Annotated in this window: 23 protein-coding genes and 1 tRNA gene; 8 read left to right on the top strand and 16 right to left on the bottom strand. The window is 63.3% G+C overall.

The annotated features are described in order from the left end of the window. Window positions 1–173 precede the first annotated feature (173 nt). On the top strand, window positions 174–2,438 hold the full coding sequence (locus tag DW352_RS02270) for a putative bifunctional diguanylate cyclase/phosphodiesterase (RefSeq protein ID WP_115688140.1): 2,265 nt from the start codon (window positions 174–176) through the stop codon (window positions 2,436–2,438). Between the two features lie 6 nt (window positions 2,439–2,444). Here the strand turns inward: DW352_RS02270 and DW352_RS02265 are convergent, their stop codons facing one another. After that, complete coding sequence (locus tag DW352_RS02265; protein WP_115688138.1) at window positions 2,445–2,900, bottom strand: hypothetical protein; 456 nt, start codon at window positions 2,898–2,900, stop codon at window positions 2,445–2,447. Window positions 2,901–3,031: 131 nt separating this feature from the next. On the opposite strand from DW352_RS02265, the gene DW352_RS02260 reads away from it, so the two are divergent. Next, a complete protein-coding gene (locus tag DW352_RS02260; RefSeq protein ID WP_115688136.1) occupies window positions 3,032–3,790 on the top strand; it encodes an SDR family oxidoreductase in 759 nt (252 codons plus the stop codon). Window positions 3,791–3,799: 9 nt separating this feature from the next. On the opposite strand, the gene DW352_RS02255 is transcribed toward DW352_RS02260, so the two are convergent. The 5 genes from DW352_RS02255 to DW352_RS02235 form a co-directional block, all read right to left on the bottom strand. Next, entirely contained in the window at window positions 3,800–4,552 is a 753-nt protein-coding gene (locus tag DW352_RS02255) for an ABC transporter ATP-binding protein (protein WP_115688134.1), read from the bottom strand. After that, window positions 4,540–5,292, bottom strand: a complete 753-nt coding sequence (locus DW352_RS02250) for an ABC transporter permease (protein WP_115688132.1) — start codon at window positions 5,290–5,292, stop codon at window positions 4,540–4,542. The genes DW352_RS02255 and DW352_RS02250 overlap by 13 nt, the downstream gene beginning before the upstream one ends. Window positions 5,293–5,316: 24 nt before the next feature. Further along, the gene (locus DW352_RS02245; protein WP_115688130.1) at window positions 5,317–6,327 is read right to left on the bottom strand and encodes an ABC transporter substrate-binding protein; all 1,011 of its coding nucleotides are present in this window, start codon (window positions 6,325–6,327) and stop codon (window positions 5,317–5,319) included. 200 nt (window positions 6,328–6,527) lie between these two features. After that, window positions 6,528–8,150 carry a helicase HerA-like domain-containing protein gene (locus tag DW352_RS02240; protein WP_115688128.1) on the bottom strand — a complete coding sequence of 541 codons (1,623 nt, stop codon included), beginning with the start codon at window positions 8,148–8,150 and terminating at the stop codon, window positions 6,528–6,530. Between the two features lie 91 nt (window positions 8,151–8,241). Then, on the bottom strand, window positions 8,242–8,478 hold the full coding sequence (locus tag DW352_RS02235) for a hypothetical protein (protein ID WP_115688126.1): 237 nt from the start codon (window positions 8,476–8,478) through the stop codon (window positions 8,242–8,244). A 294-nt stretch (window positions 8,479–8,772) separates the two neighbouring features. Between DW352_RS02235 and DW352_RS02230 the strand changes: the two genes are divergently transcribed. The 5 genes from DW352_RS02230 to DW352_RS02215 all read left to right on the top strand — a co-directional run bounded on the left by DW352_RS02230 (window position 8,773) and on the right by DW352_RS02215 (window position 13,832). Then, entirely contained in the window at window positions 8,773–10,023 is a 1,251-nt protein-coding gene (locus DW352_RS02230; RefSeq protein WP_115688124.1) for a NupC/NupG family nucleoside CNT transporter, read from the top strand. Between the two features lie 75 nt (window positions 10,024–10,098). Then, window positions 10,099–11,079, top strand: coding sequence for a Bug family tripartite tricarboxylate transporter substrate binding protein (locus DW352_RS02225; RefSeq protein ID WP_162826728.1), 981 nt, complete (start codon window positions 10,099–10,101; stop codon window positions 11,077–11,079). A 93-nt stretch (window positions 11,080–11,172) separates the two neighbouring features. Then, window positions 11,173–12,312: a WD40/YVTN/BNR-like repeat-containing protein gene (locus DW352_RS26615; protein WP_162826727.1), complete on the top strand. Its 1,140-nt coding sequence runs from the start codon at window positions 11,173–11,175 to the stop codon at window positions 12,310–12,312. A gap of 115 nt (window positions 12,313–12,427) precedes the next feature. Further along, a complete protein-coding gene (locus DW352_RS02220) occupies window positions 12,428–13,636 on the top strand; it encodes an MFS transporter (RefSeq protein WP_162826726.1) in 1,209 nt (402 codons plus the stop codon). 122 nt (window positions 13,637–13,758) lie between these two features. Beyond that, window positions 13,759–13,832 (top strand) — tRNA-Gln (locus DW352_RS02215). Window positions 13,833–14,214: 382 nt separating this feature from the next. On the opposite strand, the gene DW352_RS02210 is transcribed toward DW352_RS02215, so the two are convergent. The 5 genes from DW352_RS02210 to DW352_RS02190 form a co-directional block, all read right to left on the bottom strand. Further along, window positions 14,215–15,327: a M24 family metallopeptidase gene (locus DW352_RS02210; protein WP_210209916.1), complete on the bottom strand. Its 1,113-nt coding sequence runs from the start codon at window positions 15,325–15,327 to the stop codon at window positions 14,215–14,217. Between the two features lie 126 nt (window positions 15,328–15,453). Beyond that, window positions 15,454–16,395 (bottom strand): ABC transporter substrate-binding protein, encoded by a 942-nt coding sequence (locus DW352_RS02205; protein ID WP_115688115.1) that lies wholly within the window; start codon window positions 16,393–16,395, stop codon window positions 15,454–15,456. Between the two features lie 8 nt (window positions 16,396–16,403). Further along, the gene (locus tag DW352_RS02200) at window positions 16,404–17,618 is read right to left on the bottom strand and encodes an MFS transporter (RefSeq protein ID WP_115688113.1); all 1,215 of its coding nucleotides are present in this window, start codon (window positions 17,616–17,618) and stop codon (window positions 16,404–16,406) included. A gap of 31 nt (window positions 17,619–17,649) precedes the next feature. Further along, window positions 17,650–18,525, bottom strand: coding sequence for a polysaccharide deacetylase family protein (locus tag DW352_RS02195; RefSeq protein ID WP_115688111.1), 876 nt, complete (start codon window positions 18,523–18,525; stop codon window positions 17,650–17,652). Further along, complete coding sequence (locus tag DW352_RS02190; protein ID WP_115688109.1) at window positions 18,526–19,227, bottom strand: fumarylacetoacetate hydrolase family protein; 702 nt, start codon at window positions 19,225–19,227, stop codon at window positions 18,526–18,528. A gap of 161 nt (window positions 19,228–19,388) precedes the next feature. Here DW352_RS02190 and DW352_RS02185 point away from each other — a divergent pair, with 161 nt between their 5' ends. After that, complete coding sequence (locus DW352_RS02185) at window positions 19,389–20,078, top strand: GntR family transcriptional regulator (protein WP_162826724.1); 690 nt, start codon at window positions 19,389–19,391, stop codon at window positions 20,076–20,078. 637 nt (window positions 20,079–20,715) lie between these two features. On the opposite strand, the gene DW352_RS02180 is transcribed toward DW352_RS02185, so the two are convergent. Genes DW352_RS02180 through cyoC form a run of 5 tightly spaced genes read right to left on the bottom strand, consistent with a single transcriptional unit; the run spans window position 20,716 to window position 24,418 of the window. Beyond that, entirely contained in the window at window positions 20,716–21,249 is a 534-nt protein-coding gene (locus DW352_RS02180; protein WP_115688105.1) for a response regulator transcription factor, read from the bottom strand. After that, window positions 21,239–22,621: an ATP-binding protein gene (locus tag DW352_RS02175; protein WP_115688103.1), complete on the bottom strand. Its 1,383-nt coding sequence runs from the start codon at window positions 22,619–22,621 to the stop codon at window positions 21,239–21,241. The genes DW352_RS02180 and DW352_RS02175 overlap by 11 nt, the downstream gene beginning before the upstream one ends. After that, window positions 22,615–23,424 (bottom strand): SURF1 family protein, encoded by an 810-nt coding sequence (locus DW352_RS02170; protein WP_115688101.1) that lies wholly within the window; start codon window positions 23,422–23,424, stop codon window positions 22,615–22,617. Before DW352_RS02170 ends, DW352_RS02175 begins: the two co-directional genes overlap by 7 nt. Continuing rightward, the gene (gene cyoD, locus DW352_RS02165) at window positions 23,421–23,792 is read right to left on the bottom strand and encodes a cytochrome o ubiquinol oxidase subunit IV (RefSeq protein WP_115688099.1); all 372 of its coding nucleotides are present in this window, start codon (window positions 23,790–23,792) and stop codon (window positions 23,421–23,423) included. The genes DW352_RS02170 and cyoD overlap by 4 nt, the downstream gene beginning before the upstream one ends. Then, complete coding sequence (cyoC, locus tag DW352_RS02160) at window positions 23,789–24,418, bottom strand: cytochrome o ubiquinol oxidase subunit III (RefSeq protein ID WP_115688097.1); 630 nt, start codon at window positions 24,416–24,418, stop codon at window positions 23,789–23,791. The genes cyoD and cyoC overlap by 4 nt, the downstream gene beginning before the upstream one ends. Window positions 24,419–24,420 lie beyond the last annotated feature (2 nt).

Raw genomic sequence — 24,420 nt, 5'->3', positions numbered from 1 at the left:
TGCGCTCTTGGCGCTTTACCTCCGATTAACGGAACCACGCGATTCACCATTTTTGCGTGTAGAGAGTTGCGCCGCGGCGGCCGTTTAGAGCGAATTGGCAAGCATTCCCCATTACCGTGGACCCGGAAAAGTTGAGTAGCTGGGACGCGTTGAGGGGACTGCACTTGCCGCCTATGGCTCGTTCGCACACCACTGCGGAGCGGCAGAGCACGAACTGGGACCGGGCGCGGTTGAGCGTCGTGGTGCCCATCGGCGTTATCGTTGCCGTGGCTATCGTGTGCATCGTTGTTGCCGTTCTGTCGTCCGCCCAGCGCGCCGATGAAATGGCCGTCGATCATGAACGGCAATTGCTGTCGCGCGCGATCGGCAGCTATGGCGAGCGCGTTCTGCGCGAAGTCGAGAGCGTCGCCACCTCGGACGCCGCGATTCAGAACCTTCGCCTCGGTTTCGATCCCAACTGGGCCAGGCAGCGCGTCGGCCTTTGGCTCGAGACCTTCTTCAACCACGATTACATCTTCGTCTTCGACGGCCAGGACAAGCCGATCTATTCCCTGAACGGTCGGCGCGGTTTCGAGCCCGAATGGTTCGAGGCCGCGCACAACGACCTTGCCGCGGTGCTCGAGTTCATGCGCGGCCGCGATCCGACGCTCGACGGCGCCATTCGCCTGAATGAGACCGGGGTGAGCGCCGGCGGAGCCCATCCGCAAGCCGCGGTGATCCGCCTCTTGCTCGGCCGCCCCGCCATCATCGCAGCCGTCGCCGTCGGCCCCATCGCCGATATTCCCCCGTCTTTCGACACGCTGGCGCCCATCGTGATGTCGGTGAAGTTCATCGACAGCGACGTACTTTCGAACATCGCCAGCCAGCTCCGGATGACCAATCTGCGCAAGGTCGATCCCGGTCCGGTCGCCAAGGACGACTTCGTCTACGAACTGGTCGGGCCGAACGGCACGCAGATCGCGCGCTTCGCCTGGACGCCGAAGCAGCCAGGCGCCGAGATCGTCAACAGCGTCGTGCCATTCATCGCCGTCGCGCTCGCCGGCTTCGCCCTGCTCGCCGCCTTCGTGCTGCGCTACATGCGACGCACCGCGGCGGCCATCGCCACTGGTGAAACGCGGTTGCGGCATCTGGCCATGCACGATCCGCTCTGCGGCCTGCCCAACCGCATCTTCTTTGGCGAACGGCTGGAAGCCGTGATCGAAGAGGTGCGCGGCGGCGGCGGCACGGCGGCGGCGCTCTACATCGACCTCGACCACTTCAAGGAAGTGAACGACACGCTCGGACACCACATCGGCGACGAGCTCATCCGCAACGTCACGCTACGCCTGTCGCACACGCTACGCGGCGGCGATCTGGTCGCGCGGCTCGGCGGCGACGAATTCGCCGTGATCTCGCATGTCGGCCCCGACCACTCCAAGATGATGGCTCTCGCGCAGCGCATCATCTCGGCCATCTGCGCCCCCTACTCCATCAGCGGCCAGAACATCGTGATCGGTGCATCGGTCGGCATCGCGGTGATCGACAGGAATTGCGGCACCGCGACCGACATCATGCGCTATGCCGATATGGCGCTTTATCGCGCCAAGAACGAAGGCCGCAATCGCGCGTGCATCTACGACGAGGCGATGGACGCCGACCTCTCCAACCGCAAGCTGTTGGAAAGCGATCTGCGCGACGCGCTCGACAACGACGCGCTCCGCGTCGTCTATCAGCCGATCGTCGACAAGAGCGGCGAGAAAGTGCTCGGCGTGGAAGCGCTGTGCCGCTGGACGCATCCGACGCGCGGCGAGATTCCGCCGAGCGAATTCATCCCGGTCGCCGAACACAGCGGCCTCATCATCCAACTCGGCAACTGGGTGCTGCGCCGCGCCTGCCTCGAGGGCCTGGCGTGGCCGGACCTGACGGTGGCGGTCAACGTCTCACCGCTGCAGTTCCGCCGCAGCGACTTCGTCGATGTCGTCGAACGGATCCTCGCCGAAACGCAGTTCGATCCGACGCGGCTCGAGCTCGAACTGACCGAAAGCGTGCTTCTCGGCAATGGCGACAGCACGGAAGCCGCCATGGTCCGTTTGAAGGCGTTGGGCGTGCGCCTCGCGCTCGACGATTTCGGCACCGGCTATTCGAGCCTGCTCTATCTGCGTCGTTATCCGTTCGACAAACTCAAGATCGACCGCAGCTTCGTGCGCTTCATCGAGAAGGCGGCGGATGCCGCCGCTATCGTGCATGCGGTGGTCAGCCTCGGCCGCGGTCTGGGCATGAAGGTCACCGCCGAAGGCGTGGAGACGGGCGATCAGCATCTCTTCCTGCGCGCCGCGGGCGTACACTCGATGCAAGGCTACCGTTTCGGCCGCCCCTGCTCGGCCGCGGAGATCACCGCTCGTCTGGAGGCTCCGGCGGCGTTCAAACCTGTTGACGTGCCGGAAGCTTTGGCAAGCTGACGCGCGTCAGCGGCGACCTTTCCGATAATCGAGGCAGTTGCGCACGATCGGTGCGCATACGGCATCGCGCCCGCCCCAAAGATCGGTCGCCCCGGCAAACGACACTTCGGTGACCTTGCCACCCACGAGCTTGAGCTGCGTGCGGCAATAACCGCCATCCGGCTGACCGATTTGGGCGCCGACCACCGGTATCACCGGCGTTATCGTCAAACCGCCCGACGATGCCGCGCCATGCTCGTACATCCAGATCACGCCGCCTGGCACTTTGTCTTCATTGGCCGGATGACCGGCGCACATGCGTAGATCGTTGTCGCTGAGCCCAATCAGCTCGGAGCGCGCACGCCCGGCGATTTCAGCATCGCGCGCCGCACACGCGCACACAAAAATACACAGCGCGGAAGTGAAAAAGAGGCGAGGCGTGGGATGCGAAATGGAAGAGAAATCCGGGATGCGGCGCGCCATGACGAATCCCAACTTACGGAACCGGCTTTCGGCCAACTCGACCGTTGCCGCATCGTTCCAGCCGGGATGCCGACGGCGGCACTTTGTGGTATGGCGGACACACATAAAGCTGCACGGGGAAGGACACGAACATGACGGCGAAGATTGCGTTGGTGACCGGCGCGGGGACGGGCGTCGGTCGCGCGGTGGCGATTGCCTTGGCGAAGGCGGGTTACAGTCTGGTGCTGGCGGGCCGCCGTCCCGAGCCGCTCGAACAGGTGGCCGGTGAGATCAACGCCATTGGCGCGCAAGCGCTCACCGTGCCGACCGACGTGTCGCAGCGCGAGTCGATCATCAAACTGTTCGGAGTCACCAAAGCGAGCTTCGGCCGCCTCGACGTCCTGTTCAACAATGCGGGCATTGGCGCGCCGCCGGTGCCGCTCGAAGACCTGCCGTTCGAAACCTGGCAACAGGTGGTCGCGACCAATCTGACCGGCATGTTCCTGTGCACGCAGGAAGCCATCAAGATCATGAAAGCGCAAAGCCCGCGCGGCGGCCGCATCATCAACAACGGTTCGATTTCCGCGCACGCGCCACGGCCGTTTTCGGTCGCTTATACCGCGACCAAGCATGCCGTGACGGGACTGACGAAATCGACCTCGCTCGATTGCCGTCAATACGACATCTGCTGCGGCCAGGTCGATATCGGCAACGCCGCGACGCCGTTGACCGACCGCATGGTGCAAGGCGACGGCGTGTTGCAACCCAACGGCACGAAGATGATCGAGCCGCGCATGAATGCCGACGACGTCGGCAATGCAGTCGTCTATATGGCCGGCCTGCCGCTCAACACCAATGTGCTGTTCATGACGGTGATGGCGAATACCATGCCGTTCGTGGGACGCGGCTGACGCCGGCCGTCAGAATACCGGCGTGCTGAACAGTTCGGCGCGGATGCGCGAGACGACATCGGGGAAATCGCCCAAGCCGCGTTGGCGCGGGCGCGCCAGCGGCACCGCAACATTTGCGACCAGACCCGCGGGCTTGCCGTCGAGAACGACGATGTCATCGGCGAGGTAAACCGCCTCGTCGATGGAATGCGTGACGAAGACGACGGTCTTGCCGGTCTCGACGTGAATGCGGGCGAGTTCGTCCTGCAACGACTCCCGGGTCATGGCGTCGAGCGCCGCGAACGGCTCATCCATCAGGAGGATGTCGGGGTCGACGGCGAGCGCACGGGCGAGCGCGACGCGCTGGCGCTGGCCGCCCGACAGCTCGTGCGGATAGCGCTCGCCAAAGCCGGCGAGCCCCACCAGTTCCAGTGCCGCCGCAATCTTCTCTCGGCGCACCGCGCGCGAGACCTGGCCGTGCTCGAGACCGAAGCCGGCATTGTCGGCAACGCTGCGCCACGGCAAAAGCCGCGCGTCCTGAAACACCATCGCCACCGGAAGCGGCCCGCCTTTGCGGCAGTTCAACGTCACGCGGCCGCTGCTCGGCGGCAGCAGGCCGGCGATGACGCGCAACAAGGTCGATTTGCCGACGCCCGAGGGACCGAGCACCGCGACGAAGTGGCCGGCCGGGATCGAGAGATCGAGGCCACGCAGCACTTCCGTGCTGCGCCCGTCCCGCTGGAACGCCAGGCCGATCTGCTCGAGTTTGATTATCGCTTCCATCGCAGCAACCAGGATTGGAGGGCGACGAAGCCCGCATCGATGAGGCCGTAGGCCGCCGCCATGGTGGCCATATAGACGACGACGATATCGCTCGCGAGCAGATTGGAAGCCTGCATCATGCGCTGGCCGAGACCTGGCACGCCGAAAATTTCGGCGGCGACCACCGCCATCCAGGCCTGACCGAGCGCCGTCCGCACGCCTGTCAGTATGCCCGGCGCTGCCGCCGGCAGGATGACCTTGACGAGCTTGCGATCGGCGCGCCGGAAGCCGAAGGCATCGGCGAGCTCGAGCAGTTCGCGATCGACCGAGCGAACCGCGCCGAGCGCGGCGAAATACGAGATCCAGAACACGCCGGTCGAGATGATGAAGATTGCCGCGGCCGGATCGATACCGAACCAGAGAATGGCGAACGGCACCCAGGCGAGGCCCGGGATGGGGCGCAGGGCGCGCACCACCCAGGCCAGGGTCGCCTCCATCGCCGGCCACAGGCCCGTGAGGATGCCGAGGCCGACGCCGAGCAGACAGCCGATCGCAAGACCGGCGACATAATTGCGGAGGCTGGTGAGCAGCGACGAAAACCAGATGCCGGACGTCAGCTCCCGCCAGAATGCCTCCGGCAGGGCGCTCGGCGGCGGCAGGATGGACGGCGGTACGAGGCCAAGCCACGGCACCAGCTCCCAGATGCCGAGGAAGGCCGCAAATCCGAAGGCGGAAAGCGCCGCTGTTCTTAACCGAGTCACCGGCGCTTCGCCCTATCGATCAGTTCACTTGCCCGAGGCTGCGCGGTCATAAACCGCAAGATCGAACAGACCGTCAAGCGACTCGGCCTTTTTCAACGCACCGAACTTCACCTGATAGTCCTGGAGCTTCGCCGTCGGCTCGATGATGCGGCGCGGATCCGACGTGAACTGCGTCTGCGGCGATTTCAGCGAGGCGAGCAGCGCGTCCTCCGGGATCAGACCTTTGCCGAAAGCGGCACCGACGTGCTTGACCGCCTGCTCGGGCTTGTCCTTGAGCAGCGCGGTCGCGCGGATGACGTTGCGCACGAGGCTCTCGACCGCCTTCGGATTCTTATCGGCGAAGGAGCCAAGCACGGCGACGACGACGCCCGGGAAATTCGGGAACATGTCCTTGCCGGTCGCGATCAGCTTCACTTTCGGATTCTGCTTCTGCACGATGGTCCAGGCCGGCTCGCGGATCGAACCGCCTTCGACGGCGCCGGTCGTGATCGCGCGCTGCGTGGCGTCGATGCCCATTTCGACGACCTCGGCATCATCCTTGCTGACCTTGGCGACGTCCCACAGCCAGACCTGGAGTGTGGTGTTCGGGCCCGAGCCGAGCGGCTGGGTCGCGAACTTGGCCTTGCGACCGGTCTTCTCATGGAAGGCCTTGATGGCCTCGGCGGCGGGGCGACCATCGAAATACGGCGCGAGCGTCGCGCTGGCGGCGAGGCCCATTTCCTCGACGACCGTCGCTGCGACCACGCGGACATCGACGCCCTTCGAGCGCGCGACGATGAGCGGCGCAAGGCCGCCGACATAGACGTCGAGCGTGCCGGAGCTGAGCGTCTGGATCATGTTCGGCCCGGACTCGAACGCAACCGGATTGACGGCAATGCCGGCCTGCTTGTTCCAGCCCTCACCTTCGGCGACGAAAATCTGCGCCGCACCCATCACCGGGATGAAGCCAACCCGTAATTGCTGGATTTGCTGGGCGGACGCCCCACCGGCCGCAAAGACGGCGGCGGCAATGACAAGAGACTTCAAGAGACGCATGATCGGGCCCCGGAGAATAATGTTTCTGTAAACAGCTAAATCGGCGGGAACGGGCCCTAAGTCCATTTCATATTCGAGTCGGAATCGACAAAAATATTCCACGCCTCCACGCATGGAGAAAATTATTCTACGTTAGACGGGGCGACGGCGGCGCCGATACGCCAATCGGCGCCGCAATGCCTGCTAAAGCGTCGGAGAACTTAGCGCCGGCCGCCGCCAAGGCCGCCAAGCACGCCGCGGACAATCGCCCGGCCGATTTGGCTGCCGACTTGGGAGGCGACCGATCTGGCCACCTGCTTCACGACGACCTCACTCGTCGTCATTCGGCCACGGCGCGTCCCGGAAGAGCCGCCGCCACCGAGGATGCCGCCCAGCACATCGGTCCAGCTGCTGCCGCTCGCCGGCGGCGCCTCCGGCGCGGGTGCCGGCCCGCGTCCCGTGCGCGGCACCGAGCCCCCACCCCATGGCCCAGCTTGCTTGTCCGGCACCGAGGCGCCTTCTTGCACCCGCCGCTGCAAAATCTCGTAGGCGGAGTCCGGATCGATGGTCTGGTCGTATTTGCCGCGGATCGGGCTCTTGGCGACGATCGCCTTGCGCTCGTCCACCGTCACCGGCCCGATGCGGGCGGACGGCGGCGCAATCAGCGTGCGCTCGACCATCGACGGCGTGCCGTTGCCTTCCAGGAACGAGACCAGCGCCTCGCCCTTGCCGAGCTCGGTGATGACCTGCGCCGTGTCGAGCTTTGGATTGGGCCGGAACGTTTCCGCCGCCGCCCGCACCGCCTTCTGATCGCGCGGCGTGAAGGCGCGCAGCGCGTGCTGCACGCGGTTGCCGAGCTGCGCCAGCACCTTGTCCGGCACGTCGAGCGGGTTCTGCGTGACGAAGTAAATGCCGACGCCCTTGGAGCGGATCAAGCGCACGACCTGCTCGATCTTGTCGAGCAGCGCCTTGGGCGCATCGTCGAACAGCAAATGCGCCTCGTCGAAGAAGAACACGAGCTTCGGCTTGTCGAGATCGCCGACCTCAGGCAACTGCTCGAACATCTCCGACATCAGCCAGAGCAGGAAGGTCGCGTAGAGCCGCGGATTCGCCATCAGCTTGTCGGCGGCGAGGATGTTGACGATGCCGCGGCCGTCGCGGTCGGTGCGCATCAGATCCGCGATGTTGAGCGCCGGCTCGCCGAAGAACTTGCCGCCGCCCTGATTCTCCAGCACCAGCAACTGCCGCTGCACCGCGCCGACCGTCGCCTGCGCGACGTTGCCGTATTTGGCGCCGATCTCCTTGCCGTTCTTCGATAGATACGACAGGAGTTCGCGCAGATCCTTCAGGTCGACCAGCCCCTTGGAGTCGGCCTGGCCGAGCTGCGGATCGTCGTCCGCGAAGCGGAAGGCGACGTTCATCACGCCTTCCTGCACGTCGTTGAGATCGAGCATACGCGACAGCAGCAGCGGCCCCATCTCGAACACGCTGGCGCGGATGGGATGTCCCTGCTCGCCGAACAGGTCCCAGAACACGACCGGGAATTCGTCGACCTGATACTTGATGCCGATATCGGTCGCGCGCTTGACCAGGAAGTCCCTCGCCTCGCCGACGGCGGCAATGCCGGACAGATCCCCTTTGATGTCGGCGGCGAAGACCGGCACGCCGGCGCGCGAGAACCCCTCCGCCAGCACCTGCAGCGTCACGGTCTTGCCGGTGCCCGTGGCGCCGGTCACGAGGCCGTGCCGGTTGCCGAACTTGAGCGTGAGATATTCGGGCTTGCCGCTCTTGCCGACGAAGATCTTGTCGTCCTGGTAAACGTCCGCCATCGCCTGCACCTTCATTTCAGCAAGTCGCAATTCTATCCGGTCGAGCCCAAAAAAGAAGAGCCCGGGACCGGGCTCTTCTTGACGTCGTGGAGCGGCAAAAAGGGCGTTACTGACCGACGGCGTCGCCGACGCACTTTTTCATATGGCTGGTCTTCGCGGCCCCGGCGAGCTTCTTGTTCGTCGAATCCAATTCGCAGGCCGCGGTGGCGTCCTTCTCGCACTTGGTCATGAAGCTCTTGAGCGCGGCGCCCGCGAGCTTCTTGGAGGCCGCATCGCCCTTGCACGACGCAAAAGCGCTGGTGGCCATCAATGAAAGGCTGATGGCAAGAACGATCGTCTTCATATTTCGCTCCCGGTTGAAAGGATGACCGAAACCCGGCCATCCCGCGCGCCAATCAAGGCATGATCATGAACATGCCAATCGCCCAACAAGTATATGTGACCGGAGGCCGGGCATGGTCGAACCGTCGCGGTAGCCTGACCGGGTTATGAACAATGTATTTTGATTTCGACGCAACCAGCCCGGGTGTCCTGACTTGATGGCGGCACGTCCGGCCTTCCGGCCGGTTGCCTTCCAGACGGCGATTGCGCATTTTCCACGGGCCGGCGCTCACACCCGTCGGGGGGCCTTTTCCAGATGCTGCAAATGCAGTCGGCGTTCGGCGCCGCAGTGCTGATCGCTTTCGCCTGGGCGATCAGCGAGAACCGCTATGCGGTCCGGGTCAAAAGCGCCGGCGCCGCGCTCATCGTAACCCTCGTCACGGCGGTGGTACTTCTCAAGGTGCCGCAAATCGCCTTCGCGTTTGAAGGCCTGGCACGCGGGGTCGACGCGGTGAGCGCGGCAACGCGCGCAGGCACCTCCTTTGTATTCGGCTATATCGGCGGCGGCGCCCCTCCCTTCGACGTCAAGTCGCCCGGGAGCGATTTCGTGCTCGCCTTCCAGGCGCTGCCGATCGTCCTGGTGATGAGCGTGCTCACCACCTTGTTCTTCCATTGGCGCATCCTGCCACCGATCGTGCGCGGCTTCTCATGGGCGCTGGAGCGCAGCATGGGCGTCAGCGGTGCCGTCGGCCTGTCGACCGCCGCCAATATCTTCCTCGGCATGGTGGAGGCGCCGCTTTTCATCAAGCCGTATCTGAACCGGCTGTCGCGCGGCGAACTGTTCATGGTGATGACCGGCGGCATGGCCGGGATCGCCGGCACGGTGTTCGTGCTCTACGCGACCATCTTGCGCGACGTCATTCCGGATGTCGCCGGCCACATGATGATTGCCGCCCTCGTTGGCGCGCCTGCGGCCCTGTTGATCAGTCAGTTGATGGTGCCGGTCAAACCGGAAGAGGCGACCGATCTCGGCAAAGTGGAGATCGGACGCGTAGCCGACAACACGATGGATGCCATCGTGCGCGGCACCGCGGCCGGCGTCGAACTCTTGATCAGCATCACCGCGATGCTGCTGGTCCTCGTTGCGCTCGTCCATCTCGCCAATGCGTGCTTGACCGTATTGCCCGATCTCTTCGGCGCGCCGGTCACCTTGCAGCGCATGCTGGGCTGGGTGATGGCGCCGGTATGTTGGCTGATGGGCATCCCCTGGAGCCAGGCGGTCACGGCCGGCTCGCTGATGGGCATCAAGACCGTGCTCAATGAATTCATCGCCTACATCGCATTCGCCAAACTCCCGGCCGACGCGCTCGATCCCCGCGCGCGATTGATCATGCTCTATGCCATGTGCGGCTTTGCCAATTTCGGCTCGCTCGGCATCATGATCGGCGGCTTGTCGGTGATGGCGCCGGAACGCCGCGCCGACATCATCTCGCTCGGTGCGAAGTCGATCCTGTCGGGCACGCTGACAACCTGCCTCATGGGCGCGATCGTCGGCGTGGTCAGCTAGGACTGTTTGACGCTATTGGCCGCGCATCCGGTTCGTGTAAAACACCGGACAACAATAATGTCCGAGGAAACACGAATGCTTCTAAATCACACGATAAGACGCGTTCTATTTGCCGCGCTATTCGCCGGCGCCGTCATCCCGTCGGGCGTGTCGGCGCAAGAATGGCCGACGCGTCCGGTCCGCATCGTGGTACCCAACGGTCCCGGCGGCGGCACCGACATCGTGGCGCGCATCCTCGCCGATTATTTGTCGAAGTCGCTCAACGGCACGTTCATCGTCGAAAACAAACCCGGTGCCGGCGCAACGCTCGGTGCCGAGGCGGTCGCGCGCGCGCCGGCCGATGGCTACGCGGCACTCATGATGAGCAACGCGCACGCCGTCTCCGGTGCCGGCCGTCCGAACCTGAAATACGACCCTGTGAAAGATTTTCGCATGGTGTCGCTGGTCGGGACCGTGCCGCTCGTGCTCGTCACGGCGCCGGACTTCCCGCCGAAGACCGTCAACGAATTGATCGCGGCTGCCAAAGCCGAGCCAGGCAAGCTCAACTTCGCCAGCGTCGGCGCCGGCACGAGCCAGCACTTCGCCGGCGAGCTTTTCCGCGTGCAGGCCGGCATCGATATCAAGCATGTGCCATATCGCACGACGCCGGCCGTCATCACCGGCATGCTGACCAACGACGTGCAGATGACGTTCGAACTGGTCCCTGCCGTGCAGGGTCAGATCGCGGGCGGCAAGCTGCGGGCGTTGGCGGTGACTTCACCCGAACGCTTCCCGTCGATGCCGGACGTGCCGACGATTGCGGAAAGCGGCCTCCCCTACAACGTGACGAGCTGGTATGGTCTCGCTTTCGCGGCCGGCACGCCGGACGCGATCGTGCAGAAGATGAACAAGGCGATGCTTGCCGCGCTTTCCGATCCGCACATCGTCGAACAGATCCAGAAGACCGGCATCACGCCGAAGGGCTCGACGCCGGACGAGCTGGAGAAGCATGTCACCTCGGAAATCGCGAAGTGGAAGAAGCTGATCGCCGACGCCGGTATCACCAAGCTCGAGTGATCGCTTGCGCCATGCGAACGGTTCTAGACTGATAAGGCGGCCCGGGCTTCGCGCGGGCCGCCGCCTTTTCATCCGACGTTTGGATATCGACCCATGATTTTGCTTTCGCCCGGTGGAGACACCGCTTACCGCGCCACGCAGCCCGAAACCACGCTCGCGGTCGCCACCGTCGATGGCGTGCATCTGCTCGCACGCGACGGCAACGGCGCTTGGCAGACGGTGCATCACGCGCTCGCCGGCTGCTTCGTGGCGGCGCTGACGCGCGCGCCGGGCGGCGCACTGTTCGCGGCAACGCGCGGCGTCGGCATGGCGCGCAGCGACGACGAGGGCCGCACGTGGCGGTGGGTCAATAACGGCATCACGCAATTCGATCTGTGGGCCGCGCGCGCCGGCACGCTTGGTGGGCGCGAGGTGGTGCTCGCCGGCAGCATGCCGGCACATCTGTTCATCAGCGACAACGGGGGCGAAAACTGGCGCGAACTGCCGGCCTTGCGGCAGGTCGACAGCGTGGGGCAATGGACGTTTCCACCGCCGCCACGCCTCGGCCATGTCAAAGAGATCGTCATCCACAATGACGAGCTTTATGTCGGCATCGAAATCGGCGCGCTGCTGCGCTCGCGCGATGGTGGCGCCACGTTCATCGATCTCAAGATCGATCCCGAGATCGGCGAATGCGATGTGCATCGCATCATGATCGACACGCGGCGTCCCAACCAGATCCTGATCGCCAACGGCCTCGTTGGCCTGATGCGCAGCGAAGACAAGGGCGCGACCTGGACGCGAGACGCAAAGCTGCCCGGCATGGATTACCCGGACGCCTGCGTGATGCATCCGGACGATCCGGATCTCCTGTTCGTCTCGGCTGCCGTCGGCTGGCCGCCGCATTGGTACAAGCTCGGCCGCGCCCGCGGGAAGATCGCGCGCAGCCGCGATGGCGGCAAGACATGGGAACGCCTACTCGGCGGTCTGCCCGACGGCCAGCGCGCGCTTTTCTCAGCGATGAGCATTGCCGCACACGGCAACGAGACCGCGATCTTCGCCGGCGACACCGATGGCCAAGTCTTTGAGAGCCGCGACGGTGGCGATCATTGGTCGATCATTGCCGACCTGCCGCCGCTGTCGAAAGGCGACTTCCACCGGGCCATGGCGAAGGGCCGCGCGCCGATCGCCAATCTCGACGACATGGCCTTCAACGCCAAGGCAGCCGCCCGCATCGCCACCACCAAGGTCTGATCGCCGACCGCAAAAGTTCCGCCGGTCTCCGCGCCGAGCGCATGGGGCCCCCTCGCCCTGGGGGCTTTATCGCGGCGGCGCGGCGGGCCATAGTCCCGACGCCGGGATTCATATTATGACAGAGACGACTGAGAGCTTGGGCTCCGCCCATGCGCCACACGTCCGCATCGTCGGTGCGGTCAGCGCGGCGCATTTCGTATCGCACTATTACATCATCCTCCTCGCGCCACTGATGCCGTTCGTGCGCGCTGAGTACGGCGTCACCTACACCGAGATCGGTTTCGCCTTCGCGGCGTTCAACGTCGTCTCGGCGGCGTTGCAAACGCCGGCCGGATTCATCGTCGACCGGGTTGGCGCGCGGCCACTGCTGATCGGCGGTTTGCTGCTCGGCGCCTTCGCCTTCATCGCGGCGGGATTGATCGACTCGTTCTGGGTGTTCGTGGCGATGTTCGCAGTCGCAGGCATCGGCAACACGGTCTATCACCCCGCCGATTACGCGATGCTGTCGCAGCATGTGCCCGCCAGGAGCATCGGCCAGGCGTTTTCGGTGCACACTTTCGCCGGCATGCTCGGCTCGGCCGTCGCACCGTTCAGCCTGCTGTTGATGCAGGACTTCTGGGGCTGGCGCGGCGCCTTCGTCGGAGCGGGCATACTCGGCATCGCGGTCGCGGCCCTGCTCGCCATGACCGGCGAAGGCCCGGTCACGCCGCATTCACGACAGGCGGCCGCGCCGGATCAAAGCGCCTGGAGTTTGCTGTTCTCGGCGCCGATCGTGCTCAATCTCGTGTTCTTCATGCTGATCGCCATTACCAACGCCGGCCTGTCGAACTATTCGGTGGTGGCGCTGGGGGTGCTGCATGGCACGCCGGTGGCGACCGCCAACACGGCGCTGACCGGCTTCCTGCTGCTGTCGGCGATCGGCGTGTTGATGGGCGGCCTGCTGGTCGCCCGCACCTCGCGCCACGGCCTGGTGACGGCGCTCGGCCTCGCGGCGACCGGCGTGTTCACCTTCATCGTCGGCGAGGTCGACTTCGGCGCCGTGATGCTGGTGGTCGCCATGTCGCTCGCCGGACTGGCCGCGGGCATCATCAGCCCCTCACGCGACATGATCGTGCGTGAAGTCACGCCGCCCGGCTCCTTCGGCAAGGTGTTCGGCTTCGTCACCACCGGCTTCAACATCGGTGGAATCATCGCGCCGCTGATCTTCGGCCCGTTGATGGACCACGGCTCGCCGCGGCTGGTGTTCCTGGTCGTGGCCGTCCTGTCGATGCTGACCATCCTGACCGTCCTGACCCGCCGCCGCCCGCTTACCCAAAACGAATAGGGACTGGACCGCAAACCCGGGGCGTCGTACAGAAGCCTCGATTTGAACGGGAATCGCCGCTTCGGCGCCCTCACGGGGCTTGCCAGCGACTTCAATATTTCCTAATTAAATCATGTGCTTACTGGGGAATGGTGTAACGGTAGCACAACAGACTCTGACTCTGTTTGTCTAGGTTCGAATCCTAGTTCCCCAGCCAAGGCTCACCCGATCCACCATGCACGACGACGGCACCAGCACACGGTGCATCGACGCAGCCGCCCAGATCCAGCGCCTCAAAAGACGTTTGGCCCAGTGCGGCAGCAACCGCTGCTACCTCGCTAGCCCTGTCCCAAGCTAGCAATGCCGGCCGTCTGCCAATAGCGCAGCACGAACGGGTTCGAAGCTTCGCCGACCGTCAGAGTACGGCCGCCGCCACAGCATCCCAAGGGGAAATAGACTTGGCCGTAAGCCCTGCCCCGCCAGGGTCCGCGCCGCAGCCTCGCCTAACCAGCCGATTGATCTCGATCACAAACGTCGGGCTGAAATAGAGGCGTCCGGCGATCGATCCGCGCAACTCCCGGCCGGCGCGGTCCACAATATCAAACGGCGATCGTTTCGAAGGCCCGCGGATAACGGTGCATTCTCTCGACGCCACTGTCCGTGATGACAACAAGCTCGCCCATCTGCACGCCCGCTTTGCGATCGCGGGTCACGACGTTCGGTTGAACAACCACCGTTTGCCCGGCGCGGAATGGTTCTGTTGGCACGGGCCCTGCCGGCCGGCTCTTGCTGCCCAAGATAGGCGCGAGGTATCCGCCGCCGTAGCCGTGCAGCAGGTCGTCAATAATCGTGAAGCCGGCCTCCTCGATCACACTGGCCGCCTCGATCACATCGGCCGGCATCGCCCCTGGCCGCAGCACCGCGCAGACGGCGTCAAAGGCGGCATCGGCTGCCCGATGCAGGTCGCGATAGAGCGCGTTCGGCTCCTTGCCGACCGTGAAACTGCGCAGCACCTGACCGGAATGATCCCAGAACGCGGCGCTGATCTCCGCGCTCACCGCGTCGCCAACGGCAATGCGCCGGTGCGATGGATATTGCCGCGGCACCGGCACCGTCGGCGCCTCCATCGGAGTGCTGCCGACGAAATGGATCGCGTGACCGCCGCCAAGAGACACGTAAGCCTGCTCGATCAGCGCGCAGAGTTCGATCTCGCTGATACCGGGACGCAGATGATTCCGCAGCGCAGCCATGCCGAGGTCGGCGAAATGCGCGCCGATCCGAAACCAGTCGAGCTCTTCATCGGATTTGACCTGCCGGAAGCGCGTATAGTCGGCGTTGAGATCGTGGATGCGCCCGAACTCGCTCGACAGCGCTTCATACTGCCGCGCCCCAAGCGGGCCAATGAATGCGACCCGTCCTGACCGCGCCTTGCGCTGCTTCAATACGCCGATCGCGGCCGCGACCGAGGTCGGATCGCCCCAGGCGACGTCCGTCTCCTTGGCGATGATGCTCGCGAGCTCCGCATGGTTGACGTATTGCACGAACATCGCGCTGCGCTCGCCAGGCGTGAACACACCCACCGCCTCGTTAGTGACCGGCCAGTGCGTCAGCCACTGCACGACCGAACCGGTGCGGTTTGCGCCGCAGAAAATCAGGTGGTCGCAGCCTTTGTCCCGGAGCAAGCCTTCGACCAGCACGCGCCGGCGCTGCATCTCCGCGTCCGACACGCGCGGGTAATCGGTCCGGGTCAATTGCTCGAGCTTGTCAGGCAGCGGTGGCACGACGATCATCTCAACACCCTTTTGAAACCTTCCCATCCGAATGTCGCGTGAGATGCGTCAGCCGGCTATCGCCTGCACGAAATAGCTAAGATCGCAATATTGCATCGGATCGGACAATTGCTTTTGCGGAGTTGCGTACCGGCTGCGTAGATCCAACACACAACGCAATCCAGCGAGGTCGATTCGGCAATCCCGGAAGAACCCATCTTCCGGCGCGAGCAGCTCCGGATAGCTCGCTTCCGCAAGGTCCTTCGACATACCGGGCACATGCCGGATCAATGTCGCGATCGCCTGCTCACGATTGGTCGGCTCGTAAAGCCACGCGATCGCCCGCCGGTAGGCACGAATAAACGCCACGACCTTGTCACGGTTGGCCTGCGCCCATGATCGCCGCGCGGCAGCGACATTGCCTTGATACGGACCGACGACGGAAACAGCGGAGACGAGTTGCGTCAGCCCGCGCGACCTAGCGACAAGATTGTAAGGCGCCGAGAGAAGCGTCGCCACTTCGTTTCCATCCAGCATGCTGTTGAGCCGCTGGATCATGCCGCCGACCCGTCTCAGCCGGTAATCGCCCGCAATCATGCCGTTACGCCGCAAAATTTCGTACAGCACAAAGGCGTAACCGGTCGTCAACGCGTCGACAGAGAGGAGCTTCCCGCGCAGGTTCTCGATGGACGCGATCTCCGACGCTGCGACAAGCCGAAGGAAGCCGCTGTCGCTGCCCATAAAGGCAAAGAACTCGGGCTGCGCACCGATGGGTGCCTCGCCCTGCCCTTCACGGTAAGCAACGATGTTATCGACCGCCGTCATGGCGATATCGAACTTGCCCTCCGACAATTCGGTCATCTGCGTGACGGAGTTGGGCGTCGGCAGGACCGCAATGTCGATCCCCTCCGCGGCGAACAGTCCCTGGTCGATCCCGACATAGAGGCCCCAGTTAAAGCCTCCCGGGAAGACGTTGACCTTGAGTTGGGGCAGGCTTGATGTTGCGGTCATTTCTTCCTCTACACCCGGCGCGTCATGAGTTCGGGGCGCACAAACAGCGACAGGATAGCAGCCAGGAGACACAGTGCCGCCAGTTGAACGTTGCCAGCCGTGCTCCAACCGAACAGCTTGACGAGCCAGCCGATGAGATAACCGGCGACCGTGGCGGAGGCATAGACAGACGTCACGAAAACACCGGAAGCGCGCCCCGCGAGATCGCCGCGCACCGCTTTGACATGATAGGCGGCCAGATTGACGAAGATGGTGCCGCTGAACGCCATGCCGAGACAGAACGATAACGCCGCCTGCGTGCCGACTGCCGTCGGGCCGTTGAACAGCCCTACAGAGATCACCGCCGCCGCAAGGAAGCTCACACTCAACACGAACCGAGGCGAGAACCGGTCGCCAAGCCAGCCCGCGAACGCCGACACGAGCACACCGAGGCCATAGGTACTCATCACGCGCCCGATGTCGGCCGGTGCAAAGTGCAATTGCTCGCGCAGGAAGGTCGGGTACATGCCGAGATAACCGTAGAGACCAAGGCCGAATACGACACTCAGCGCGGTCAGCACATAGGTGTTGGGATTTCGAAGATTCATAGCGCCACCGACGGCAGTATGGGCTTGACCTTCGCCAGTCACTTCACTGAGCCACGGCCTAACGAACAAGGCTACGAGCACCATCAGCGCGAAGCCCAGAACCCCGAAAACGATCATCGGTGCATGCCAGGTCGCATAGCTGACGAGAAGCTTCGTGCCGAGGGCGGGCGCGACAATCGCGCCGAAGGCATAGGCGTAGTTCAACGCACCGACGGCGACCGCGCGGTGCCGCGCGAAATAGCTGGAGAAGACGGCGAGCAGCGCAGTGAGCTGCATGGCTTCGCCGACGCCGGTGAGCGCTCGATAAACCAACATGTCGGAGAAACCGTACGACAGGACGGTAATAACCGTGCCGCCAGAGTAGATCAGCATGCCGACCTGGATTACCGTCTTGCGCGAGTAGCGCGACATCAGATAGCCGGTCGGCAGACCGGCGACCGCCATCCCGAGCGTGAAGATGGTCGATAGTAGCCCTGCCTCCGGCAGGCCGAGTCCGTATTCCTTCCGCACGTCCGTGAGCAGAAGCGGAAATAGCGTACGGTCCATTGCGTTCACGCAATAGGAAAGAATGAGGACTCCCGCACCGAGGAGCACATAGGCTGTGGCGGGCTTGGCGGCGGCGATCGGCTTATGCATGAGCGTTTTCTCTCCCTATTTTCTTATACGGTCAGGCCGCGGGATTGCCGGCAACGAACCAGTCGTGGATCTGCTCACCTGTTTGAAACAGGACGTCAGAGTGCTTCCTGATATGTTCAAGGGCCTCGCGGAAATAGCGAATGCGATGCGGCGCGCCCATGATGTAAGGATGTACGACCAGTGCCATCACGCGCGCCGAGCCGGCGGCATCCAGGTAGATCTGATTGAACTGATCGATGGCGCGATTGCGATATTCGGCTGCGACGTGATGCTGGATGAGCATCATTGCGACGTCGTTGCACTCTTGGGTGTAGGGAACGTTGAGGATCGGCTTGGTCCGCGTCTTTAGCCAGACCGGCTGATCGTCGAGAACCCAATCGCAGACATAATCGTACCCTTCCGCGACGAGCAGGTCCGGCGTCTCCCAGGTCTCGGTGAGGCCCGGCCCGAGCCAGCCGCGCGGTGGCTTTCCGGTGAAATCGATGATCGCCTGGCGAGTCTTGATGATGTCCTCGCGCTCGTTAGCCACCTTCTGCATGTTCTTTTGCGAGAAGCCGTGGCCCATGAACTCCCATTTCCGATCGAGCGCGGCGCGGGAAATCGGTTCGTAAGCGGTGATCGCAGAACCATTGATGGCAAGGGCGGCTGGGATGCCAAGCTGATCGAGCACCTCCAAGATGCGCCAGAAGCCGACGCGGTTGCCGTATTCATGCCAAGCCCAGTTCGGAATGTCCGGCGTCGGCGATCCCCCCGCCGGCGGCGTCAGCACCGTGCGGGGCATTGTCTCAAGCGGATTCCACTCTTCGACGTTCACGATGACCCAAACAACGCAACGGGCACCGTTAGGCAGCGTCAGCGGCTTGCGCTGCGCGATGGGCGAATACTTAAGCCGTTCATTCGGCAGCACTTACTTTTCCTCCGGGCCGATTGTTATTGCCAGTTGTCCGACGCCGTCGATTTCGCCCACCAGCCTGTCGCCCGGTACGACGGCGCCAACCCCGGCGGGCGTTCCCGTGTAAATGAGATCGCCGGGCTTGAGCTCGTATTGTTGCGAGAGCTTCGAAATGATCTCGGGCACACCCCAAATCAATTGCGAGAGATCGCCGCGCTGGCGCTCCTGTCCGTTGACCGACAGCGTGATCGCGCCGCTATGCGGATGACCGATCGAAGACACGGGAACGAGCGCGCTGCACGGTGCCGACTGGTCGAACGACTTGCCCATCTCCCAGGCAAGCGCGCGATCACGCGCCTCCCGCTGGCGATCCCGGCGCGTCATATCGAGACCGACGGCGTAGCCGAAAATCGTAGCCTTCGCCGCCTGAACAGGAATCCTGCGGCCGCCGCCGCCCAAGGCAACGACGAGTTCGATCTCGAACTGGAAGTCTTGCGTATCCATCGGATACGCCACCGTCGCCCCATTCTGCACCAGCGCGTCGGTCGGCTTCTGGAAGAAGAACGGAGGATCCCGCTCGTCCGCCTCCTTCATTTCCCGAATGTGGTCGATGTAGTTGCGCCCGACGCAGTAGATGCGGCGAACGGCGAAGAGTTCGGGGGCGCCTTCGACCGGCAAGGCGTGGACACTGGGAGGAACAACGAAACGATCCGACATGGCACCGATATTGTATACATTTATTACGACGATCCAGCCTAGTGTACACACTTTGCCTTCGTCAACTCGAGTCTGTATGCAATTTGTCTTTGCCGGCCGCCATTCACCGATTAAATTGCGGGCCCTGGTCACGACACGCGGCGCGAACTGACAACGAAGGATTGGCGACGGCTCTGATGCGAAACGGCGGCAGCAAGCGCCAGGGAGCATGGCTGGTCGAACATCTGCGTCAGGGGCTGCTCGACGGAAAGTTCAAGCTCGGCAGCCGCTTGAACGAAGTGCGCTTGAGCGAGGAACTTAAGGTCTCTCGCACCCCGGTGCGTGCGGCCCTGCAGATGCTCGCGGGCGAAGGGCTGCTGCGTCATACGCCAAACAAGGGCTTCACGGTCCGTGAATTCCCGGTTTCCGAAATCATCGACGCCTATGAAATGCGCTCGCTGGCCGAAGGGCTCGCGGCACGACTGGCAGCCGAACGCGGCTTAAGCGATGAGCTGCGGCAGAGGCTGGAGCGCACCTTGGCCGAGGGCGACGCTGTGCTCGCCAAGCGCTCTCCCGCCGAGACGCAGCGCGCCGCCTATGCGGCCGTCAACGAAGCATTTCACAATGCGATTTTCGAGGCCGCGGGCTCCGACCTCGTGCAGGAGGTCGTACGGCTCTGCCAGCGGATGCCACAAGCTTCGGCACACAACGTCATGGCCTTTGAACTCGAAGATGTGCGCAAGCGCCATGAATCACATCACCGGATCTACGAGGCTATTTTAGGCCGCGAACCACGCGAGGCCGAGAGCCAGATGCGACAGCATATCGTCGCCGTAAAGCTATCGATGATCCGCAGCATCCGCAAACGATAGCCGCTCACGCGCAAGAATTGCAGCGGCGACTTTGCCAACAGCATTTCTTGCGGGTCACGTGTTCGGACGATGCATTCCCTCTTTGCGCTTCGCAGTCAGAGATCGTTGTCCGCGGCGCTCGGAACCTAGGCATTTCCCAACCAGCACTTTCGTCTCGATAGATCCAAAAAAAGTGGCCCGGATTGGAACCGAGTCTCTGGGAATACGTTTCCTCTCACCTTAGCCGGAGGAGCAACATGAAGGGAATACTGATTGCCGCCGCCATGGCGCTGGGAGCAATTGCGCTCGCGGGTCCGAGCACAGCAAGCGCCCAAGACGTAAGGGTGCGCGTCGGACCTGGGTATCACCACGGGCATTACTACGGAGATCGCTACCGGCATCGGCATTGGCGCGGCCATCGCGCCGAACGTTGCCGCGTGGTCGTCCGGCACACGTGGCGTCACGGACGCCGGGTCACGGTCCGCACCCGCACCTGCCGGTAAAGCGATCGACGATAATCAAGAGGCTCGCCCCCGGGCGGGCCTCTTTTCGTGTCAACTTAGCTAAACGTCTTCATCGCCGTACTTGACGGCGATCACAGGAGCATTCGCGAATGCTGCGATAAACGGCTCTGAATATAGCCGATGCAATAAGACGACTACTTTACCTGCCGCTTCTCGAGTTTCCGCGCGAGGGTTCGCCGGTGCATGCCAAGCCGCCGCGCCGTCTCCGAGATGTTGAAATCGGTGTCGATGAGCGTCTGGTGGATGCGCTCCCATTCGAGCGTTTTGATGGACGTCGGCCTCTCCGCCACGGTGACGTCCGCGTCGCCTTCGGCCTTCTGGAAAGCGGCCTCGATATCGTCGGTGCTGGACGGCTTGGCAAGGTAGTGACAGGCACCAAGCTTGATCGCTTCCACGGCCGTTGCAATGCTGGCGAACCCGGTAAGCACGACGATCAGCATGTCCGGATCGTGCGCATGCAAAGCTTCTACGCAAGCAAGACCCGATACGCCACCGAGCTTGAGGTCCACCACGGCGTAGCCGGGCGATGACGTTTCCAGGGTCTTTCGTATCTCTTCGAGGCTCGCCGTCACAAGCACGGCATATCCGCGCCGTTCGAACGAACGCTTGAGCGTGCGCGCAAACCCCGCGTCGTCCTCCACGATCAGCAGGATACGCTCATCCGGCATCGCCGCCTCCGATCGCGAGCGTGGCCAGCGGCAACGTAAGGGTCACGCGCGCGCCGCCATCCGCCCGATTTTCCGCCGAGACCTTGCCCCCCAGCTTGCGGATGACATTGACAACAAGAAACAGCCCGAGGCCGCCGCCCGGGCGCCCCTTGCTGGAGTTGTAAGGCTTGCCGAGCTGCGCCAGCGTCTCCGACGAGAAGCCGGGACCGACATCGCTGATAGCGAGCACGAGCGCGTCGCCCGAGCGTCCGGCAGCAAGCTCGATCCATCCCGGAGACGCCTCCAGCGCATTGTCGAGGACATTAAAGACGACCTGCTTGAGCGCAGCATCGGACACGATCGCAAGATCGGCCCCGAATTCGTTCTTAATATGAAGCGTGTTCTTGGAGCGGGTGCTGGACCACTCTTCCGCGAGCCCGTTCACGAATTTATGAACCGTGGTCGCAGCCGACCCTTCACCCCGCGCCTCGCCCGCCGAGACGAGAATCCCAGTCACAATTGCCTTGCAGCGCTTCAGCGAGGACTCCATTTCGGCGATGTCCTCGATGAGATCCGGATGGGAGGCCAGCTCCGGCATACGCCGCCAGTCGCTCAGCAGCACCGAGATCGAGGAAAGTGGCGTTCCAAGTTCATGGGCGGCACCCGACGCAAGAAGACCCATACGGACAATATGGCTTTCTTCCGCCGCGCGCTGGCGCATGGCCGCGAGGCGCGCATCACGGTCTCGCAAGTTCCGATTGATCCGCGTGACGAACACGACAAGTAGCACGGCGTTGAGCAGGAAGCCGATACACATGCCCGTGATGTAGAGACTAAAATCGTCGCCAATGCCCTGCTGCGGTAACAGCAATGGTCGATGTGCGACAGTGAGCCCTACAAGCGAGGCCGTTGTTAGTACAACCAACGACCAGATCGACCGGGCATCGAGCAGGACCGCACCGAGCGTGATCTGCAGGAGATAAAGCGACGTGAAGGGATTCTTTGCTCCACCGCTGAGATAAAGCTGAGCGGTCAGCGCCGCGACATCAAGCATGAGAGCGAGGAGCAAATCATGGCTGGTGATCTCCTTGCGTCGGCGTGTCCAAATCATGCTCACGACGTTGAGCGTGACCAGAGCCGCAATCACCGCCGCCATTGCCGCGAGAGGCAACTTGATGCCCAGCCACAGCTGAACAAATCCGATCGTAACAATCTGGCCCATCACCGCGGTCCAGCGAAGCTGGATCAGGAGCGCCATATTCTTCCGATTGGTCACATCCCGGGGTTCGGGCGAGCCCCATGCCTGCTGGCTGTCCGCCGTGGTCCACAGGTACGGCGCATCTTCGGCTGATGCGTTTTGATTGCGATTTTGGGGCCATATCGACTCTAACATCGCGAGTGCCTCGAAGCAGCCGCCGGCCGCTTTCCGAACTGCCGCCTGATAAGGCCAGGCAACCGCGAGTTTACGCGCTCCTCCTCCCGTAACCAAACTCCGCGCAGGAGCCGCAGAGCCGCGCCCGCGGCCATCAGCGCCAGCGCAAACCACGTGAATGCATAAACGAGATGATTGTTATGAAAAGCGACAACCGTCAGCCCGCCGACCGGCCAGCCACCGGCATTGGGCGTTGCGTCGGCGTCGACAAAAAACGGCGCCGCATCCGGCAGATGCCGCGCACCGGCTATCGCCGCGACGTCCCGCGAGTACCATCGATCCGCATCCGGATCGTTGCTTCGCAGAAACCCGCCGCCCGGCTCGCTGATGCGCAGCAGCCCGGTTACCCGCACGTCGCCCTTTGAAAGACCTTCCGCGCGCGCGGAGCGGCTCCGCCGTTCAGGCGAGACGAAGCCGCGATTGACGAGAATCGTCTCTCCGTCTTTGGTTTGCAGCGGAGTCAAAACCCAGAAACCGGGCCCATTTTCCGTTACCGCCTGAACCAGCGTTTCGCGGTCGTGCAAAAAACGCCCATCCACATAGACGTGACGGTACGCATCGTCCGCTTGATTGATCGACGGCCACGACGTGCGCCCCGGGACAGGTTCCGCCACCCCGTGAATGCGGTTCTCGACGCTGTGTATCAGGTCCAGCTTCCAGACCCGCCGCTCGAGTTGCCAGACACCCAGCGCGGTAAAGCCGACAGCCGCCGCCACGGTCAGAAATAGAAATAGCCCCCGGGATACTCTCCCGTCAGAGCTCACGGCATGCTTCTCATATCGTGAACGGGCATCATGTTGGCGTTGAGGTGATACATCACCCAAAGCGAGCCGCTCAGGGCGATAACGACCATGACGATCGTGAAGATCAGCGCCAGCATGGTCCATCCCTGTTCGGCTCGGCTGTTCATATGCAGGAAATAGATCATGTGGACGACGACCTGGGCGGCGGCGAACACCATGATGACAACCGCGGCCGCCTGCTTGTTGCCCAGCACATTGTCCATCACCAGCCAGAAAGGGATAGCCGTGAGGATGACCGAAAGCGCGAACCCAGTCACATAACCGCGCAAGGTCGCGTGCCCCTCGGGCGCCTCATGACCCCCGTGATGCATTCCGGCGTTTGCGCTCATCGCAGCATTCCCATCAGATAGACAAACGTGAAAACCCCGATCCACACCACGTCGAGGAAATGCCAGAACATGCTCAGGCACATCAACCGCCTGCGGTTGGCCGGAATGAGCCCATGTACGGCAACCTGCGCCATGAGCGTGACCAGCCAGACCAGGCCGAACGTGACGTGCAGGCCGTGCGTACCGACCAGCGTGAAAAACGAGGATAGGAACGCGCTGCGCTGCGGCGTGGCGCCCTCCCCGATCATGTGCGCGAACTCGAAGAGCTCAATACCGAGAAAGCACAGCCCGAACACTCCGGTTACCGCGAGCCAGATTTGCGTCGATCCGACCTTGCCTTTCTCCATGGCCAGCATGGCGAAGCCGTAAGTGATGGACGAAAACAGAAGCATCGCGGTGTTGATCGCGACGAGATCGAGATCGAATAAATCCTTCGGCGCCGGACCGGCGGCATAATTGCCGCCGAGAACCCCGAACGTCGCGAACAGGATCGCGAAGATCAGGCAGTCGCTCATGAGGTAGATCCAGAAGCCGAGCATCGTGCTGGCGCCGTCGGCGTGCGCGTGCTCGTCCTCCAGGTGAAAGACCGGCTCTGTCGATTGCGGCTGAGTTGCGATGACCGTCATGA

The sequence above is a fragment of the Pseudolabrys taiwanensis genome (genome assembly GCF_003367395.1).
Lineage (GTDB): Bacteria > Pseudomonadota > Alphaproteobacteria > Rhizobiales > Xanthobacteraceae > Pseudolabrys > Pseudolabrys taiwanensis.
Note: the sequence above shows the minus strand (reverse complement) of the source record. Positions and strands in the feature narration are given on the sequence as shown.

Bases quoted from the DNA above. Each gene is read 5' to 3' on its own strand.
- DW352_RS02205 (WP_115688115.1), bottom strand. From the start codon at position 16,395: ATGACCGCAACATCAAGCCTGCCCCAACTCAAGGTCAACGTCTTCCCG.
- DW352_RS02270 (WP_115688140.1), top strand. From the start codon at position 174: ATGGCTCGTTCGCACACCACTGCGGAGCGGCAGAGCACGAACTGGGAC.
- DW352_RS02265 (WP_115688138.1), bottom strand. From the start codon at position 2,900: ATGGCGCGCCGCATCCCGGATTTCTCTTCCATTTCGCATCCCACGCCT.
- DW352_RS02230 (WP_115688124.1), top strand. From the start codon at position 8,773: ATGCTGCAAATGCAGTCGGCGTTCGGCGCCGCAGTGCTGATCGCTTTC.
- DW352_RS02180 (WP_115688105.1), bottom strand. From the start codon at position 21,249: ATGCCGGATGAGCGTATCCTGCTGATCGTGGAGGACGACGCGGGGTTT.
- DW352_RS02240 (WP_115688128.1), bottom strand. From the start codon at position 8,150: ATGAAGGTGCAGGCGATGGCGGACGTTTACCAGGACGACAAGATCTTC.
- DW352_RS02255 (WP_115688134.1), bottom strand. From the start codon at position 4,552: ATGGAAGCGATAATCAAACTCGAGCAGATCGGCCTGGCGTTCCAGCGG.
- DW352_RS26615 (WP_162826727.1), top strand. From the start codon at position 11,173: ATGATTTTGCTTTCGCCCGGTGGAGACACCGCTTACCGCGCCACGCAG.
- DW352_RS02260 (WP_115688136.1), top strand. From the start codon at position 3,032: ATGACGGCGAAGATTGCGTTGGTGACCGGCGCGGGGACGGGCGTCGGT.
- DW352_RS02190 (WP_115688109.1), bottom strand. From the start codon at position 19,227: ATGTCGGATCGTTTCGTTGTTCCTCCCAGTGTCCACGCCTTGCCGGTC.
- DW352_RS02210 (WP_210209916.1), bottom strand. From the start codon at position 15,327: ATGCAGCGCCGGCGCGTGCTGGTCGAAGGCTTGCTCCGGGACAAAGGC.
- DW352_RS02235 (WP_115688126.1), bottom strand. From the start codon at position 8,478: ATGAAGACGATCGTTCTTGCCATCAGCCTTTCATTGATGGCCACCAGC.
- DW352_RS02220 (WP_162826726.1), top strand. From the start codon at position 12,428: ATGACAGAGACGACTGAGAGCTTGGGCTCCGCCCATGCGCCACACGTC.
- DW352_RS02200 (WP_115688113.1), bottom strand. From the start codon at position 17,618: ATGCATAAGCCGATCGCCGCCGCCAAGCCCGCCACAGCCTATGTGCTC.
- cyoC (WP_115688097.1), bottom strand. From the start codon at position 24,418: ATGACGGTCATCGCAACTCAGCCGCAATCGACAGAGCCGGTCTTTCAC.
- DW352_RS02245 (WP_115688130.1), bottom strand. From the start codon at position 6,327: ATGCGTCTCTTGAAGTCTCTTGTCATTGCCGCCGCCGTCTTTGCGGCC.
- DW352_RS02225 (WP_162826728.1), top strand. From the start codon at position 10,099: ATGCTTCTAAATCACACGATAAGACGCGTTCTATTTGCCGCGCTATTC.
- cyoD (WP_115688099.1), bottom strand. From the start codon at position 23,792: ATGAGCGCAAACGCCGGAATGCATCACGGGGGTCATGAGGCGCCCGAG.
- DW352_RS02175 (WP_115688103.1), bottom strand. From the start codon at position 22,621: ATGTTAGAGTCGATATGGCCCCAAAATCGCAATCAAAACGCATCAGCC.